Below are 17,339 nucleotides of genomic sequence, written 5' to 3'. Positions count from 1 at the left end.
TCCGAATTTACGCCCTTGGAGTGTTATACCAAACGGGAGTAGCCTAATTAGGCAAAATCGGACACGTAGAACAGGGAAATAAACAAAATCTATAAAAATAATAGATATTTATTGATTTTTATAAGTCTTTGGCAACGGCTACGATTGTATGATTGAGTTAAATGAATTATGGTTTTTACTTGTAGCGGTTTTATTTATAGGCTTCTTCTTTTTAGAAGGATTCGACTTTGGTGTAGGTATATCTACGAAGCTACTAGCTAAAAATGATACTGAAAGAAGAATATTAATTAATACAATTGGACCATTCTGGGACGCAAATGAAGTGTGGTTATTAACTGCCGGTGGAGCAATCTTTGCGGCATTTCCAAATTGGTATGCAACAATGTTTAGTGGATATTATATTCCGTTTGTATTTGTCTTAATGGCATTAATCGGACGTGGAGTTGCTTTTGAATTTAGAGGGAAAGTAGAAAGTTCAAAATGGACAAAAGCTTGGGATTGGGTAATTTTCTTCGGTAGTTTATTACCACCATTTTTATTCGGTGTGCTATTCTCTAGCATTCTTAGAGGAATGCCAATCGATCAAAATATGAATATATCTGCAGGTTTTTCAGATTACGTTAATGTATTCACAGTAGTTGGAGGTATAACTGTAACATTATTATGCCTCTTACACGGATTAATGTTTTTAACATTAAAAACTGTAGGAGAGTTAAGAAATCGTGCGCGCTCTCTGGCACGTTTAGTAATGATTCCAGTATTCCTATTCTTAGTTGCATTTACTGGAATGGCATTTTTTGAGACAGATATGTTTAAAGTAAAAGCAGAAATAACAGTTCCGCTTATTTTGTTAGTCGTAGTAGCTTATGTGCTTGCTACAATCTTCATTTATAAAAAAAGAGATGGCTGGTCATTTACGATGACAGGCATTGGTATTGTTCTAACAGTAGGGACAATGTTTACTTCGTTGTTCCCAAGAGTCATGATTAGTTCAATAAAAAATACGTATGATTTAACTGTATATAATGCTTCATCTGGTCCATATTCATTAAAAGTAATGACCCTTGTTGCATGTACATTATTACCATTCGTACTCGGTTATCAAATATGGAGTTATTATGTGTTTAGAAAAAGAGTGGATGAGAAGGATTTGACTTATTAATGGGAAAAGATCTTATTAAATATAAAGGGATAAATCGTTTATTAATGATCCTATCTTTTTTAACAATTATACAAGTAACGGCAATTATGATTCAGGCATATATGCTTTCAAAAGCTATTGTCAGTTTGTTCAATGGAAAAAATAGTAGCGATATTTTATACGCTACTATTTTCTTCATCATCGCATTTATTTGTCGATATATACTCTCGACCATAAAACAGAGATGTTCAGAGCATTTTGCCGACATTGCTTCAACAGAAATGAAAATGAAAGTTTTAGAGAAGCTGTTTAAACTTGGTCCTAGATTTGCAAGAAAATCAGGAACAGGTAATATTGTAACACTTATTATGGAAGGAACTTCACAGCTAAGACAATATTTAGAGATCGTTCCATTAAAAATGATTAACTTAGCAATTGTCTCACCGGTCATCGTCATTTATATTTTCTTTGTTGATAAAGTTTCTGCACTTATACTAGTCGTAACGTTCCCAATCATTATTATTTTTATGATTTTACTCGGTTTGGCAGCTAAAAAGAAATCAAATAAACAATGGAAGATTTACAGAATTTTATCGAACCATTTTACTGATTCACTACGCGGTCTGGAAACATTAAAATTCCTAGGGTTAAGTAGAAAACAGATAAAAAAAATTGAAAGTGTAAGTGAAAGGTATAGAGAAGCGACGATGGGGACATTAAAAGTAGCCTTTTTATCATCATTTGCTCTAGATTTATTTACAATGCTTTCAATCGCTACAGTTGCTGTCTTTTTAGGGCTCCGATTGATTGACGGAGTGATATTATTGGGGCCAGCACTAACAATATTAATTCTAGCACCTGAATATTTCTTACCGGTTCGTGAAGTAGGAGCAGATTATCATGCTACATTAAATGGTCAAGAAGCTGGAAAAGCAATGCAAGATATTTTAGATGAACAGGAGTTTAAGGCACAAGAAAATACTCATCTATCAGGTTGGAATCAAACTAGCGAAATCAATTTTATTGATGTATCAGTCAAACCCGAAAAAGATGGTCAAGCGATTTTAACGAATATAAATTTAAGTATTAAAGGGTTTCAAAAAATCGGCATTGTTGGCGAAAGCGGATCTGGTAAATCAACACTCATTGACTTAATCGGGGGATTTTTAGAACCATCGAATGGTACGATTCATATTTCAGGTGAAAAGGTTGCGCATCTTCAATTACCAGATTGGCATAAACAATTAATCTATATTCCACAAAGTCCTTACATTTTTTCAAAATCGTTAAACGATAATATAAGCTTTTATAATCCTAGTGCGACAACAAAAGAGATTGAAAATGCAGCTGTTTTGGCTGGTCTAAATTCTTTAATTAAAGAATTACCAAAAGGATTAGAGGAAAAAATCGGTGAAGGCGGTAGAGCTTTAAGTGGAGGACAAAGTCAGCGTGTAGCACTTGCTAGAGCATTTTTAGAAAATCGTCCAATGCTTCTGTTAGATGAACCTACTAGTCACCTTGATATTGAAACAGAGTTTGAATTAAAACAAACAATGCTTAAGTTATTTTCAAATAAATTAGTGTTCTTAGCTACGCATCGCTTACATTGGATGAAAGAAATGGATCAAATTATTGTTATGAACGAAGGTAACATAATTGAGGTTGGTACGCACGAAGAGTTATTACTAAAAAAGGGTCATTATTATCGATTAATTCATAGTTAGAAGGGAAATGTATGTTTAATAAAAATGGATGGATTTTACCATATATAAAAGAGAATCGTCGTTTATTTATAGTTGTGATCTTCTTAAGTTCATTGACTATTTTTGCAGCGGCTTCTCTTATGTACACTTCCGGCTATTTAATCTCCAAAGCAGCAACTAGACCTGAAAATATTTTAATGGTTTATGTACCAATCGTAGCTGTACGTACATTTGGTATTTTAAGGTCAGCTTCTAAATATGTTGAAAGATTAGTCGGACACCATACAATTTTAAAGATTTTATCTCGAATGAGAACGAGATTATTTAGTAATCTCGAACCGTATGCGCTTAATATCAATTCAAAGTTTAAAACAGGAGATATTTTAGGCTTATTAGCGAATGATATAGAATATTTACAGGATATTTATTTAAAGACGATTTTCCCTGGAATTGCTTCATTGTTTATATATGTACTATCTGTAGTTGCACTTGGTTTTTTCTCTATTCCATTTGCAATTTTAACGGCAATTGTATCCTTTGTCTTAATAGGGATCCTCCCACTATTTTCATTATTAGTTGAAAAAGCACGGACACATCAAATTAAAAAGGAAAAGAGTCACATATATGAAAATCTAACTGATGCCGTAATGGGAATTAGTGATTGGTTATTTAGTGGTAAACAAAAAAGCTTTATTAAAAAGTACGAAGAAATGGATGAATCCTTAAGAACTATTCAAAGCAAGGAAAAAAGATTTAGAAGACGGCGCGATTTAATTGCCCAATTCATCGTAGCAATTTTAGTTTTAATGATGCTATATTGGGCAGGGAATGCAAGTTTAACAGGAGATATTCCAAGAACTTTTATCGCTGCATTTGTTTTAATTATCTTTCCTTTAACAGAAGCCTTTATTCCATTATCAAATTCTATAGGCAGTGTCCCTTTATATACGGATTCAATCACTCGTTTAGAAGGGATTAAAGAGGTAAATCGTGATCAAGTATTGCCTAAATTAGAAGAGAATATTGATGATTATCGAAAAATCGAATTTCAAAATGTAACATTTCACTATTCGGAAGGCGAAACTGTTTTAAACAATGTTTCATTCGCTATTGAGCCAAACAAAAAAACTGCCTTATTAGGGCCGAGTGGTTCTGGAAAATCGACGATCCTTAAACTAATTGAAGGTGTAGAATCTCCTATTGCAGGAAGTGTTATAGTGAATGAACTCGAAAGTATTTCATTCGGAGATCACATTTCGAAAGTTATATCTGTTCTAAATCAAAAGCCATATTTATTTGATACAACAGTTTTAAATAATATTCGTTTAGGAAATCCAAAAGCAAGTGATGAAGAGGTAATAAAGGTTACGAAAATGGTTGAGCTTCATGAATATATTGCATCACTTCCAGAAGGATATCATACATCTATGCAAGAAACCGGAGTTAGATTTTCAGGTGGAGAACGTCAAAGAATTGCGTTGGCTAGAATACTTCTTCAAAATACACCAATCGTTATTTTAGATGAACCAACGGTTGGATTAGATTCAATAACGGAAAGAAAACTTCTTGCAACAATTTTTAAAGTATTAGAAGGGAAAACAGTACTATGGATTACACACCACTTAATTGGTGCAGAAATGGCTGATCAAATTCTTTTTTTAGATAAAGGTACAATTGCAATGAAGGGTTCTCACGATACTCTTTTCAAAACCGAAGAACGATATCGTAAACTCTTTGAACTAGATCGACCATTTAGAGTAAGTGAATAGATGAAAATTAATGGGCTCTGACTAATTTGTCAGAGTCTTTTTGTTAATAAAAATTACAGTTTGACGGAAAATGATTTACATGATATATTTATCTCGAATTCGAGATATCTTGAATTCAAAATAAATTTCCATTAAATTTTACCGTATTCTTCATCAATCGATTCACAAAATAAATAGGATTATATAAAAAAAATAACGAGTTGGAGGAATTAGAATGAACGGCTTAAAAGGTATACATCACGTAACAGCAATTACTAGCAGTGCAGAAAAAAACTATGAATTTTTCACTTATGTTTTAGGAATGCGTTTAGTAAAGAAAACAGTTAATCAAGACGATATTCAAACATATCATTTATTCTTTGCAGACGATAAGGGAAGCGCTGGAACGGACATGACATTTTTCGATTTCCCTGGAATTCCAAAAGGTGTACACGGAACAAATGAAATTTCAAAAACATCCTTCCGAGTACCAACAGACGCAGCACTAGATTATTGGGTGAAGCGTTTTGATCGATTAGAAGTGAAGCACTCAGGAATAAAAACACAATTTGGTAAGAAAACATTATCATTCGTTGATTTCGACGACCAGCAATATCAATTAATCTCAGATGAACAAAACAAAGGAATTGTTTCAGGAACACCATGGCAAAAAGGTCCAATTCCATTAGAATATGCAATTACAGGACTAGGACCAATCTTCATCCGTGTAGCTAACTTCGAATTCTTTAAAGAAGTAATTGAAAAAGTACTATTATTTAAAGAAATTGATAAGGAAGGTTCATTCCACTTATTCGAAGTCGGCGAAGGAGGAAACGGTGCACAAATTATCGCAGAACATAATGAGATATTACCTCAAAGCTATCAAGGCTTTGGTACTGTTCACCATGTGGCGTTCCGTGTAGAAGATACGTCCGTATTAAAAGAATGGATTAAACGTCTAGACTCATTCCGTTTACCTAACTCTGGCTATGTAGACCGTCACTTCTTTGAATCATTATACGCAAGAGTTGCACCACAAATTTTATTTGAGTTTGCGACTGATGGTCCTGGATTTATGGGAGACGAACCTTATGAAACATTAGGTGAGAAATTATCTTTACCGCCTTTCCTAGAACCAAAACGTGACGAAATTGAAAGCATGGTTCGCCAGATTGATACTGTTAGAAGTACGAAGGAATTTGTGAAAGAATAATGTTTGGGAACACTCACTTTTGTAGTGGGTGTTTTTTTGCGTTAACCTCCTAAAAATTTGTGAATTTATAGATCAAGAATTTGTCCAATCTCTAATTTAAACTCTTCGATTACACCAGCTGGTAGTTCCAAAACAGAATAAGCATCAGTAACGGGTGCAACAAACCTCCATGGTTGAAGATTATTAATGAGTTTTACAATCTGATTGTTCTTGTTTAAGAACGCAACATCAATTGGAAAATTCATAAAACACATATGGATCGAATTACAAGGGGTAATCCAAAGGCCCTCTTGTATTAATGGTTTTTTACGAAACATAAGTCCTTTTAGCCTAGTGGCGAAAGTATTTGCCTTTTTAATAGTAAAAGGAATAGTTAGATTTAATTCTAACTTGGAATTTTTTGGCATATTATCACACTCACTTCATAAAAAAATATTTGGGTTAAAGAAAGTATAGTTAACATTTATCTTATTCTCAATAGGGCTTGTGGTATATTTTTCTGAAAATTACCAATATTTGGTTGTTTACATTGTTGATTTTGTATTTTAGTATGAAATTGTAAGGTTGTTCTTAAAAAAGAACAATTGTTTTTTTTGAATTACTTTATAAAGAACGTTGTATATTTGTATTGCTCCAATCTTTTATTAGGTCTAGGAAACTAATTATTTTATGTCTTGAAAATTCGGAATTATTAGATATTAATGCGGATTAATCGTAATTTTTGGTATCAAGTTGTCAAAAAGATGTATTAAAAATACTAGAAATCTTATTGACTACTTAAAATACATAAAATTTTAAAACAACAGGAGGAATTAGAATGTTAGCTAAAATTAAGAATTTAGTAGTTGAAGAAGAAGGGCAAGGTTTATCGGAGTATGGATTATTATTAGCAGCAGTTGTAGGGGTGGTTGCTGCAGCGGTTCTTTTATTATCTGATAGTATGGATACATTATTTAAAAGAATTGGAAAACTTCTTAACCCAACATCTTGAGGTTCTTAATAAGATAACAGAGTACGTTCCATTAGGTATTATTTAGAATTGAAAAAATAAAAAAAATTATTAAGCCCTACTTATAAATAGTAGGGCTCTCATTCTATTAAAAGCAGAGGTTAGTTTTATGTTTATTATTACCATTCTTGGATTGATATTATTAATTTCACTAATTACCGATATTCGAAACAGAAAAATTTTGAACATCGTTACATTTCCTGCCATCTTAATTGGCTTTGTCTATTATACCGTGTCTCTCGGTTGGGAAGGACTTCTTTTCAGTGGAAAGGGATTTCTAGTCGGAGCATCTTTTCTTTTTATTCCCTATCTTTTAGGTGGAATGGGAGCGGGGGATGTAAAATTGATGGCGGCCATCGGAGCACTAACAGGCACAATGTTTACTTTTTACTCTTTTATATATACAGCTTTAATTGGCGGGATGATTTCGTTAGTGCTAATTATGAAGAAGAGAGGAATAATGAATTCGATTAAGTCATTTTTTGTTACCATGGTTTACTTTAGAAGTAATCTTGGCTCATTAGTATTTCACGCAGATAAGCAATCAAGTATAGCATTCCCTTATGGTGTAGCGATAGTACTTGGTACATTATGTGAGGCAATTTTTGGTGTGATCAAATGAAGTCAGAAAAAGGTCAGTCACTTGTAGAATTTGCCTTAGTACTTCCTCTTCTAGCAATGCTTATACTTGCGATCGTAGATTTCGGACGAATTTATCATGTTTATTTGACATTAGATCATGCAGGTCGCGAAGCAGCTAGAGCGGCAAGCATCGGTAAAGATGATACTACAATTAAAAGTGTAGCGGTTAATGATGCGTCCAGTATTAATTTAACGACAGATCAAGTCTCAATTAGTCCAAGTACTCGTTCTTCTGGTAGTGATGTAAGGATTACGATTACTTACCCTGTAGATTTTTTGACTCCAGTTATTGGACAGATCATCGGGACATTTGATTTAAAAGATACCACTGTAATGAGGGTTGAATAATGAAGAAGTTTCTAAGATTCTTAAAAAATGAAAGTGGTGTAACTGCTGTTTTTGTAGGCTTATTAATGGTGTTTTTTCTTGGCGTAACTGCAATTGTTATAGACGTAGGGAGATTGTATTTAGAAAAAAGTAAACTACAGAAAGCAGTAGATGCTGCGGTATTAGGTGGCGGTCAAGTATTAGTAAACAATCAATCACAGGCAAAAACGATTGCAAAGGATTTAGCACTAAACAATACATACACGATTACGGATAGTGACATTACAGTTACAAGTAACTACATAAAAGTGACAAATGAAGTTTCAGTACCGATGACTTTTGCAAAAGTGATAGGAATTAATAATGTGAATGTAAGTGCGTCAGCGAAAGTAATCGTGGGTCCACTAAAAAAGGGAACAGGAATAACTCCGATTGCAATCGAAAAGAGTGCAATTCCAGACGGAAAGCAACTTAAGTGTGACAATCCAAATAAGGGCAATTGTGGTTATCTGGATTTAGGTGGAAATGGTGCTAGTGGGTTGGAAGATGCAATTAAAAATGGAACCAGTGTAGCGATAAATGATACTGCTAAAACAAAGACGGGACAAAGCTGGGGACCAGTAGAAGATGCTTTTCAGTATTTAATTGATAGTGATGCCGATAAGCCCATTTGTCAGAGTGCAGCCACTGCAGATCGTTCATGTAAACGAGTGATCTTTTGTCCGGTTATTGATACATGGGATGGAGTTAATGGGAAAGATACTGTAAAAATTATTGGTTTAGCAGCGTATTGGATTGAAGGAATTAACAAAAGTGATAAGGAAGTAAAAGGTCAATTCATTAAAATGGTAGGTCCAGGAGAAATAGGAGACATTGGCATTGGTGATTACAATTTATACGGCGTAAAGCTCGTTGAATAACAATTAAATTGCAGGGGGAACTATGAACACAAAACGTATTTGGATTTGGTCTTTACTATTTGGACTTATGACCGCAACTGTTTTATACATTGCGGTATTCTCAAAAGCGGCAACTCCTACAACAACTAAGGAAAAAAAGCCAGTTGTGAAAACGAATATTCAAACCGCAAAAGCGGCGGAAAAGAAAGCATCAGAAAGAGATATAAAAAATGAAATGGTTCCTGTAAGTGAAGGGATGAGAGCTATTTCTTTAAAAGTAGGATTAGAACAAGGGATTTCAGGATATGTTGAGCCTAATTCGAAGGTCGATATCATAGCATATGATACGAAAATTGATCAAAAAACAAAGAAAGAATTTCGTTCAGCTATTTTAGCTCTTCAAAATATTAAAGTGTTAGCTTCTGGTAAAGCATCCGATGGTAATGATGAGTCACTTAATTATGAAACAATTACTGTAGAAGTTACTCCAGAAGAAGGAGTAGCCTTGAGTTTAGCTGCAAAGGACAAGAACGGTTTTTATTTTATGCTTCGTAATGTGAAAGATACAGCGACAGAAACAAAGGATGTCCGGGTGACAAGAGAAGTAGTGAAAGGTGATGATGAATAATGGAAATTAATTGGTACTATTATTCCGATACCAACACTCCACCAGGAGAGATTGAAGAGATTTTAACTAGAAAGAACTATTCACTAAAAAGCGTTTTGAGATTAGAGGATTTACATCAGCATATAATCCAAAACGATAAAGCGGTTCTTTTTATTAAAGCAATTACTATTTATAACGTATACGATCTTTGTCAGGAAATTTCCGTTATGTACCCTCATGTATATATTGTTCTAATTGCTCCAGATAATATGGAGAATATAAAGAAGGCAATGCATGTTGGTGCATCAGATCTTTTACGTACAACATATGAATTTGAAGATTTGTTAAAGGTTGTTGTTCAAGCGGAAAAGTATATGATTCATCGTGCTAAAAAAGAAAATACTTATTCTATGAATCTTGGAAAAAAAGATTGTAGAGTAATTTCGATTTGCAGTACAAAAGGTGGAGCGGGTCGTACAACAATGACTGTAAACTTAGCAGCTACTTTTGCTAAGCAGGGGAAAAAGGTAGCCGTTATTGATTCAGATCTCCAATTTGGTGATATTGCGATGTATTTTGACTTGAAGCCGAAGCGAACAATTTATGAATGGGTTAAAGAAGGATACGGGTATGATCATTATTCAATTGATCAGTATATGGTGAAACATGACTGCGGCGTGTATGTATTAGCTGCACCTCCTCGACCCGAGTTTTTTGAAATTATCAAAGAGGAGCATATAAAGGCTGCCATTGAAGAAAGTAAAAAATTGTTTGATGTTATTTTAATTGATACTTCAGCGTATCTATCAGAGGTGCATTTGAGCTGTTTAAAAAAATCTGATGAGATATTATTGCTTTCATCAAATGATTTACCGACATTGCGAAACAGTAAATTATATATCGATACGATGGAATCTTTAAACTTAAAAGGGCAAACTAAACTCATTTTAAATCGTGAAGGGAAAATTAAGACACTAGAACCAAAGAAAGTGGAGGAGGTCCTTAGTGTATCTATTTTCGCATCAATACCAGGTCAAGAGAATATTGTAAATCCTTCTGTCAATCAAGGCACTCCATTTGTCTTAACAAACGTTAAAACACCAGTAGCAAAAGCAATCTTCACTTTAGCAGATCGGTTATTCATTGATGATGGAGATGGTGAGAAAGTGAAGAAGAAAAGTAAACGCAAGTTCTCATTAAGAAAATAAAGGTTGTGAAGATTATGTCATTGTTTAAACGATTTAGTGATGAAGGCAATAATGATTCACGAACATTTCAACTTAATTCAACTGCAATCATAAAAACAAAAGAGTTTTGGGAAATGGAATTCATTTTACATAATTACCTAGTTGAAGAACTCAAGAAATTTAATAGTGATGATATTGAACAAGAAAAAAGGAAAATTCAACAATTAGGTGAGGCCTATTTGGAGAAAGAAGGGGCACGCTTCACCTTTGAAGAGAAAAAAGAGCTTTTAACTTTTGTAGAACATGAGTTACTAGGATATGGCCCAATTACTCCCTTACTAGAGGATTCGCGTATTTCGGAGATCATGGTAAATAGTCCCAATGAGATTTACTACGAACAGAAGGGGAAACTTTATAAATGTAATTCAGAATTTCGGGATAACCAGCATGTTATTAGGGTAATTGAACGAATTGTAGCTCCTATTGGTCGACGTGTAGATGAAAGTTCACCTATGGTAGATGCTCGTTTACCAGATGGGTCACGTGTTAATGCGATTATTCCTCCGCTTTCATTGAAAGGACCTTGTTTAACAATCCGTAAATTTTCTGATACTCCATATCAAATTCAAGATTTAATACGATTTGGTACATTGAGTGAGGATATGGCAAGATTTCTCGATGCGAGTGTTAAGTCTCGCTTAAATATTTTTATTAGTGGTGGTACAGGTTCAGGAAAAACAACATCCTTAAACGTATTATCTTCATTTATTCCAAATGATGAGCGAATTGTAACAATAGAGGATGCAGCTGAATTGAAATTGTATCAAGAACATATTGTCTCTTTAGAATCTAGACCACCTAATATAGAGGGGAAAGGACAAATTACGATTCGTGATTTAGTGCGAAATGCACTTAGGATGCGTCCGGATCGAATTGTTGTTGGTGAGGTTCGTGGTGCAGAGGCGTTGGATATGCTACAAGCGATGAATACTGGACATGACGGAAGTTTAAGTACTGGTCATGCTAATTCGCCAAGAGATATTCTTTCTAGATTAGAAACGATGGTACTTATGGCAGGGTTTGATTTACCGATCAGGGCAATTCGTGAACAAATTGCCAGTTCAATTGATTTAATTGTTCAACAATCCCGTATGAAGGACGGTACAAGAAAAATAACACATATTACTGAGGTATTAGGCATGGAAGGAGACACGATTGTTCTACAAGATTTATTTGTATATCGTGAATCGGGAAGGAATTTTGACGGGCTAATTGATGGTAAATTTATCTCAACTGGAATTCGTCCTACAGTCAGTGAACAAATGGAATTGAACGGCTTTGAGCTGCCAGCCTCGATGTTTATTGGAGAGTGGTAAGATGAAACTAATTTTAGAATTGTTCATTGTGTTCATTGCTTCAACTCTTCTATTCTATATTTTTGTTAAAAATGGAATGAAAAGGAATCATACTAACAGACGTATTAATGAATTTCTTCCATTGTCATCTAATATAGAAGAAACAAAATCTACCGAAAAAAAGAGAAGTATTTTCAATCAATTTATTACTGTCATCTCAAAAGCATTTTATGGTGTTAAAGTTGTTCGTAAATCTGAAAAAAAGCTACTGGAAGCTGGAAGTAAGTTAAAACCAGAAGAATTTTTCGTACTAAGAATCATGCTAGCGATAGGCACCGGTTTTTTCAGTTTTATTATAGGGTGGAATATTTTATTTATCATTCTATCAATCATCGTTGGATTTGTTCTTCCTTCCTATATTCTAGAAAGAAAAAGTAAGAAGCGATTAAATTTAATATCTTATCAGTTAATTGAAACATTAGGGATGATGGCGAATTCAATGAGATCTGGTTTTAGTTTCATGCAAGCAATTCAGTTAGCGGGTAAAGAAATGCCAGATCCATTAGGACCAGAGTTTGAACGTGTAGTTAGAGAAGTTGGACTTGGGGTATCATTTGAGAAAGCATTCAATGACCTAGTAGATCGGCTTCCAAATAAAGAGCTTGATGTAGTTGTACAAGCCATATTAGCCCAGCGTACTAGTGGGGGGAATATAGCTGAACTAATGGAAACAATGGAAGAGACAATACGAGGAAGAATCCGTATTTTAGAAGAATTGAAGACGCTAACTGCCCAAGGTAAAATGTCTTCTTGGATTATTACGTTGTTACCTGTTGGATTAGGTTTTTATTTATATTTCTTTAGTCCAGATTATTTCAGGCCAATGCTGGATCATCCATTAGGATTATTTATGATATTTGCTGCAATTGTGTCTTGTTTAATTGGATGGACCGTTATACAGAAAATCATCAAAATTGAGGTGTAAAAAATGCTGCACTTTATGTTTTTTCTGTTAACTACTGTATGTTTTACGCTGTTAACAGCAGGAGCAATGTTCTCGCTTTATCAAAGAAAAATTTCTTATAACCAGCGCATTACTACATATTTAAGAGAACCAAATAGCTCTAAAAATAAATTAGATACTGTATTAAATGGAAAGGAAATTAAAAAGAATCCGTTATTAAAGATATTCTGGGAAAAAGGTGTCCAACAAGTTAGTAATAGAGTTTCTAAATCAAACTTAAAAAAGCTAGATGTTATGCTACGTGATGCAGGACTATCTTTTAAATTATCAGCAATAGAATTTCGCTTAATACAAATATTGTTAAGTGCTGGCGGTGGAGTATTAATCTTTATTTTATGTCTTCCTATTGCTAAGAATAAATTAATGTTATGGGTATTAGCTTTAACAGTGGCCATGCTAGGATTTCGATACCCAATCTTTTATTTGGGTAAGAAAAAGACACAACGCATAAAAGAAATTAATAAAAATATGGCTGATTTTTTTGATACTGTAAATCTACTAATAGAAGCTGGAATGGGGTTGGATGCAGCAATTGCTGTTGTATGTCAAAAGATGAAAGGGCCGATATCAGAAGAGTTCAAACAGACATTGGAAGATATGAAACTAGGGAAATCAAGACGAGAAGCATTTTACGAACTGAGAAAGCGTGTTCCTTCAGATACATTTCAAAGTATCATAACGTCCCTGATTCAAGCAGATCAACTAGGGATTGGGATGGCAAAGGTACTTCGAAATATGACAATGCGTATTAGAGAACAACGCCGTGAAGCTGCACGCGAGCAAGCGATGAAAGCTCCAATAAAAATGTTGTTTCCAATGATCTTTTTCATTTTCCCTTCTTTATTCATCGTTATACTTGGCCCTGTGGTAATTTACTTTATTACGAAAGGCTTTGGCGGATAATAACACTTACTAAATTTATTAGTGAGTGTTTCAGTGTGTGGACAAAGTCCCAAAAATTTGNNGCAACGAAGAAAGCGAGCGTTTGTCAACGGTCTGAAACACTTACTAATTTTATTAGTGAGTGTTTTTTTTATTACATAATCAATACCCAAACTGATAAAAATTACCTAAAAAATTCAATGCATAAAATGATTTGTTATTCTAATGAAATATTTCATTGAATAAAAATCTTATGAACTAAAATAATTTTTTAGGGGGAGGGAATATGAATAGTACATCTGGTCTGCGTTTATCAAAGGATGATATGGTTTATATAATCCGAAATGGACTAGAGAGGACAAATAATCCAAAGAAGATTGTTATAGTAGGAGCAGGAATTTCTGGATTGGTAGCAGGCTCATTATTAAAAGATGCCGGGCATGAAGTGACAATTTTAGAAGCAAATGGCCGAGTAGGGGGTCGTATCTATACAAAAAGAGCACCTTTTATTAATGAGCAATATTTGGAATTGGGTGCAATGCGTATAGCTTCTAATCACAAGCTTGTACTTGAATATATTAATAAATTTAAATTAAAAGTGAACGAATTTGTAAATGGGAAATCAGAGGATATTATTTATGTAAATGGTGTAAAAACTACGCAAAAGTCATATGAACAAAATCCAGATATTTTAGGATATCGTGTAGCTGCAAATGAAAAAGGGGTAAATGTTGATCAGTTAATTGAAAAATCATTAAAAACTGTAATGGATTTCATTCGCCAAAATCCTGATGAGAACTGGAAAACCATTATTGAAAATTATGATCATCATTCAATGGATTCATTTTTAAGATATAATCCAATCGGAACACCTTTATCACCTGGTGCTGTAGAAGAAGTAAAAGTACTTCAAGGAATGGAAGGCTTTCCTGAGCTTGCCTTTACTGCTATTTTAAGAGAGTTCATTGTACTATTTTCAAAGGAAATTAAATTTTACGAGATTACCGGGGGGAATGATCTACTGCCTAAAAAGTTTTTAACACAATTAAAGGAGAATATATTCTTCGGTCAAAAAATGAATAAAATAGTGCAAGAAAATAATCAAGTTACCATTCATTCAGATCATTATACAAGCCATCTGCCTTATCAAACTACTGCTGACTATGCCATTATTACTATCCCCTTTTCATTATTAAATTTCATAGAAGTAGTCCCAAGAAACTCTTTTTCTTATGATAAATGGAAAGCTATTCGAGAATTACACTATGTTCCTTCTACAAAAATTGGACTTCAGTTTAAAAGTAGATTTTGGGAAAAAGATGGGACATTAGGCGGGAAATTAACAACAGATTTACCAATTCGATTTGCATATTATCCAAGTAATCATAACGGGCATAACGGATCGGGAATCGTTTTAGCTAGTTACACATGGGAAGACGATGCATTAATTTGGGATAGTATGTCTGAAAATGATCGGATAATGAATGCTTTAAGAGATTTGGCTATCATACATGGGAAGCAAGTATATACAGAATTTATTACAGGTTATACTCATAGTTGGGCACTGTACCCATACTCTGGTGGAGCTTTCTCGATGTTTAAACCTGAACAAAATAGAGAATTAACACCCTATATCTCTACACCTGAGGGTAGAGTACACTTTGCAGGAGAACATACATCAACAGCTCCTGCATGGATTGAAGGTGCAGTTGAATCTGGCATTCGTTCTGCATTTGAAGTAAATAACCGAGCTTTGCATGAACGATAAAATTCATTTTTTATATTTTTTTCGAATATAGTGACAATAGTGGATGTCTTTTTATTTGAGGGAGTGATCAGTTTGAACGAAAATAACCAAGGACTTCAATTTACCCCTGTAAAATCATGGAATGTTTTTCATGGTCCTAATGACCCGTGTCCACCCATTGGTAAAAGGTATTATTCAACGCCTCCACATTTATATTTAGGGTTTCAGCCACCAGGACTAGAGCAATTTTCTTACAAAGAAGCATTGAAAAAAGGTACTTTATGGAAAGTGTTTTATGACTTTTACGAAAATCCATATAAGGCAAGGAGGGATTAAAAATGACTGAACAACTTCCTCCAGAGTATTATCACGATTTAGAGGAACTGCAAGCTGTTGGTTTTGTACTTGTAGAATTAACTTTATATTTAGATACTCATCCAGATGATCAAAATGCAATTAACCAATTTAATCAATATGTTCAATATAAAAAACAAATCGAAGCAAATTTCGAATCAAAATATGGACCATTATTTCAATTTGGTAACAGCTATTCAGACCAAAACTGGAACTGGCATAAAGGCCCATGGCCATGGCAGGTATAGAAGGAGGGAGTATAGATGTGGATTTATGAAAAAAAATTACAATATCCAGTAAAAGTAAGTACTTGTAACCCTATGCTTGCCAAATTTTTAGTTGAACAATATGGTGGAGCAGACGGAGAGCTAGCAGCTGCTTTGAGATACTTAAATCAACGATATTCAATTCCAGATAAAGTTATTGGACTATTAACCGATATTGGAACTGAGGAATTTGCTCATTTGGAAATGATTGCTACGATGATTTATAAATAGATAATTTATAAAATGCAATAATTGGCAATAAAAAAGAACTAAGTTAAACCTTAGCTCTCTTTAATGATTTTGACTTTAATAGCAATTCGATCCATTTCAAAACGTCAAGTGTACCAACCTCTTTGACTGCCATTAAATAATCACCTCATAAAATATTATGAAGTAACCTCTGAAAATAAAGGTTGTCCCTTAAATAAATCTAAAATACAAAACGTGTAACAACCTCTTCACTATTTTCTCTTTTCTCAATATCCATTGAGAAAAGAGGTAGCGTCAATAAAATGCGGATTTACAACACTAAGAAAGTTTTAACGGTATTTAAGAATTAATGAGACTTTCTTCTCGAATTAAAACAAAATTGGTTATTTATGTTGTCGCTGGCTTGGAGTTTGTGAAGGATTGTACTTAAACTAAATGGCAGATTAGTTTAATAAGGGAACTACTATTTTAAGTGGTTAACACCCTTTAATTAAGGTGTTACAATTATTATAAATTAATAAAATAGGTTGGTATGTTAATGTTAATTGGAATCATCTTGGTTACTTTATCTACTTTACTTTTTGGATTATTTAGTTATCACGGGTTTTATTATGCATTTAAAAAATATGAATCAGATGATGACTTTGTAATTGGTATTACAGGTTTTGAGCTATTAGAGCTTATAATGACTTTTATCTTGAGTATTACAAAAAGGTTCCTTTCTAGAAAGAACCACATTATTTGGTTTAAAATATGTTCATTCATATTTGGAACAATTATGTTATTTATGGTGATTCTCTTTTGGGGATTATTTAGTACAACATTTTTTTAATGTGGCTATGCAACTAACTCATGCGATAGTTGCATAACAAGATCGGATGTTTAGTCGATTTTTTTTATTCAACAAAACCAGCTAATAGAATGTCAATATTTTCCAATAAACATTTTTTTTAGCACATGATATACTAAAAATGCACATACCAAATAGCCTTCCATTTCATTGTTGGAAGGATTTGTTATTTCAT

The 17,339-nt window shown here is 33.6% G+C and carries 18 protein-coding genes and 1 pseudogene; 18 read left to right on the top strand and 1 reads right to left on the bottom strand.

Features of this window, described 5'->3' with window-relative positions; translation table 11 throughout:
• Positions 1-148 precede the first annotated feature (148 nt).
• The 4 genes from cydB to COC46_RS10570 all read left to right on the top strand — a co-directional run bounded on the left by cydB (position 149) and on the right by COC46_RS10570 (position 5,805).
• The gene (gene cydB / locus COC46_RS10585) at positions 149-1,162 is read left to right on the top strand and encodes a cytochrome d ubiquinol oxidase subunit II (RefSeq protein ID WP_098809682.1); all 1,014 of its coding nucleotides are present in this window, start codon (positions 149-151) and stop codon (positions 1,160-1,162) included.
• The gene (gene cydD, locus COC46_RS10580; protein ID WP_098809681.1) at positions 1,162-2,865 is read left to right on the top strand and encodes a thiol reductant ABC exporter subunit CydD; all 1,704 of its coding nucleotides are present in this window, start codon (positions 1,162-1,164) and stop codon (positions 2,863-2,865) included. The genes cydB and cydD overlap by 1 nt, the downstream gene beginning before the upstream one ends.
• A gap of 11 nt (positions 2,866-2,876) precedes the next feature.
• Positions 2,877-4,613, top strand: coding sequence for a thiol reductant ABC exporter subunit CydC (gene cydC, locus COC46_RS10575; protein WP_098809680.1), 1,737 nt, complete (start codon positions 2,877-2,879; stop codon positions 4,611-4,613).
• Between the two features lie 214 nt (positions 4,614-4,827).
• Entirely contained in the window at positions 4,828-5,805 is a 978-nt protein-coding gene (locus COC46_RS10570) for a ring-cleaving dioxygenase (protein WP_098809679.1), read from the top strand.
• A gap of 65 nt (positions 5,806-5,870) precedes the next feature.
• Here COC46_RS10570 and COC46_RS10565 read toward each other — a convergent pair whose 3' ends face one another.
• The gene (locus tag COC46_RS10565; protein WP_098809678.1) at positions 5,871-6,212 is read right to left on the bottom strand and encodes a DUF192 domain-containing protein; all 342 of its coding nucleotides are present in this window, start codon (positions 6,210-6,212) and stop codon (positions 5,871-5,873) included.
• 410 nt (positions 6,213-6,622) lie between these two features.
• On the opposite strand from COC46_RS10565, the gene COC46_RS10560 reads away from it, so the two are divergent.
• The 14 genes and pseudogenes from COC46_RS10560 (at position 6,623) to COC46_RS10495 (ending at position 17,146) form a co-directional block, all read left to right on the top strand.
• On the top strand, positions 6,623-6,796 hold the full coding sequence (locus COC46_RS10560) for a Flp family type IVb pilin (RefSeq protein ID WP_098809677.1): 174 nt from the start codon (positions 6,623-6,625) through the stop codon (positions 6,794-6,796).
• Positions 6,797-6,923: 127 nt separating this feature from the next.
• The gene (locus COC46_RS10555) at positions 6,924-7,436 is read left to right on the top strand and encodes an A24 family peptidase (protein WP_098809676.1); all 513 of its coding nucleotides are present in this window, start codon (positions 6,924-6,926) and stop codon (positions 7,434-7,436) included.
• Positions 7,433-7,804: a TadE/TadG family type IV pilus assembly protein gene (locus COC46_RS10550; RefSeq protein ID WP_098809675.1), complete on the top strand. Its 372-nt coding sequence runs from the start codon at positions 7,433-7,435 to the stop codon at positions 7,802-7,804. The genes COC46_RS10555 and COC46_RS10550 overlap by 4 nt, the downstream gene beginning before the upstream one ends.
• Positions 7,804-8,703 carry a pilus assembly protein TadG-related protein gene (locus COC46_RS10545; protein ID WP_098809674.1) on the top strand — a complete coding sequence of 300 codons (900 nt, stop codon included), beginning with the start codon at positions 7,804-7,806 and terminating at the stop codon, positions 8,701-8,703. The genes COC46_RS10550 and COC46_RS10545 overlap by 1 nt, the downstream gene beginning before the upstream one ends.
• Positions 8,704-8,725: 22 nt before the next feature.
• Positions 8,726-9,310 (top strand): RcpC/CpaB family pilus assembly protein, encoded by a 585-nt coding sequence (locus tag COC46_RS10540; protein ID WP_098809673.1) that lies wholly within the window; start codon positions 8,726-8,728, stop codon positions 9,308-9,310.
• On the top strand, positions 9,310-10,497 hold the full coding sequence (locus COC46_RS10535; protein ID WP_098809672.1) for a CpaE/TadZ family protein: 1,188 nt from the start codon (positions 9,310-9,312) through the stop codon (positions 10,495-10,497). Before COC46_RS10540 ends, COC46_RS10535 begins: the two co-directional genes overlap by 1 nt.
• Positions 10,498-10,511: 14 nt before the next feature.
• Positions 10,512-11,852, top strand: coding sequence for a TadA family conjugal transfer-associated ATPase (locus tag COC46_RS10530; protein ID WP_098809671.1), 1,341 nt, complete (start codon positions 10,512-10,514; stop codon positions 11,850-11,852).
• A 1-nt stretch (position 11,853) separates the two neighbouring features.
• Positions 11,854-12,816 (top strand): type II secretion system F family protein, encoded by a 963-nt coding sequence (locus COC46_RS10525; protein WP_098809670.1) that lies wholly within the window; start codon positions 11,854-11,856, stop codon positions 12,814-12,816.
• A gap of 3 nt (positions 12,817-12,819) precedes the next feature.
• Positions 12,820-13,758, top strand: coding sequence for a type II secretion system F family protein (locus COC46_RS10520; RefSeq protein ID WP_098809669.1), 939 nt, complete (start codon positions 12,820-12,822; stop codon positions 13,756-13,758).
• 265 nt (positions 13,759-14,023) lie between these two features.
• Entirely contained in the window at positions 14,024-15,505 is a 1,482-nt protein-coding gene (locus COC46_RS10515) for a flavin monoamine oxidase family protein (protein WP_098809668.1), read from the top strand.
• 72 nt (positions 15,506-15,577) lie between these two features.
• On the top strand, positions 15,578-15,820 hold the full coding sequence (locus COC46_RS10510; protein ID WP_098809667.1) for a spore coat associated protein CotJA: 243 nt from the start codon (positions 15,578-15,580) through the stop codon (positions 15,818-15,820).
• Positions 15,821-15,822: 2 nt separating this feature from the next.
• Positions 15,823-16,086: a spore coat protein CotJB gene (locus tag COC46_RS10505; RefSeq protein ID WP_098809666.1), complete on the top strand. Its 264-nt coding sequence runs from the start codon at positions 15,823-15,825 to the stop codon at positions 16,084-16,086.
• A 15-nt stretch (positions 16,087-16,101) separates the two neighbouring features.
• A pseudogene (cotJC, locus tag COC46_RS10500) lies at positions 16,102-16,332 on the top strand (spore coat protein CotJC); the annotation flags it as partial.
• 520 nt (positions 16,333-16,852) lie between these two features.
• On the top strand, positions 16,853-17,146 hold the full coding sequence (locus tag COC46_RS10495; protein ID WP_098809665.1) for a hypothetical protein: 294 nt from the start codon (positions 16,853-16,855) through the stop codon (positions 17,144-17,146).
• The last annotated feature ends 193 nt before the right edge of the window (positions 17,147-17,339 follow it).

Origin of the sequence: Bacillus sp. AFS041924, from assembly GCF_002577195.1 — a bacterium.
Taxonomy (GTDB): Bacteria; Bacillota; Bacilli; order Bacillales; family Bacillaceae_G; genus Gottfriedia.
The sequence above is the reverse complement of the archived record's forward strand: the minus strand, read 5'-3'. Positions and strand labels throughout refer to the sequence as shown.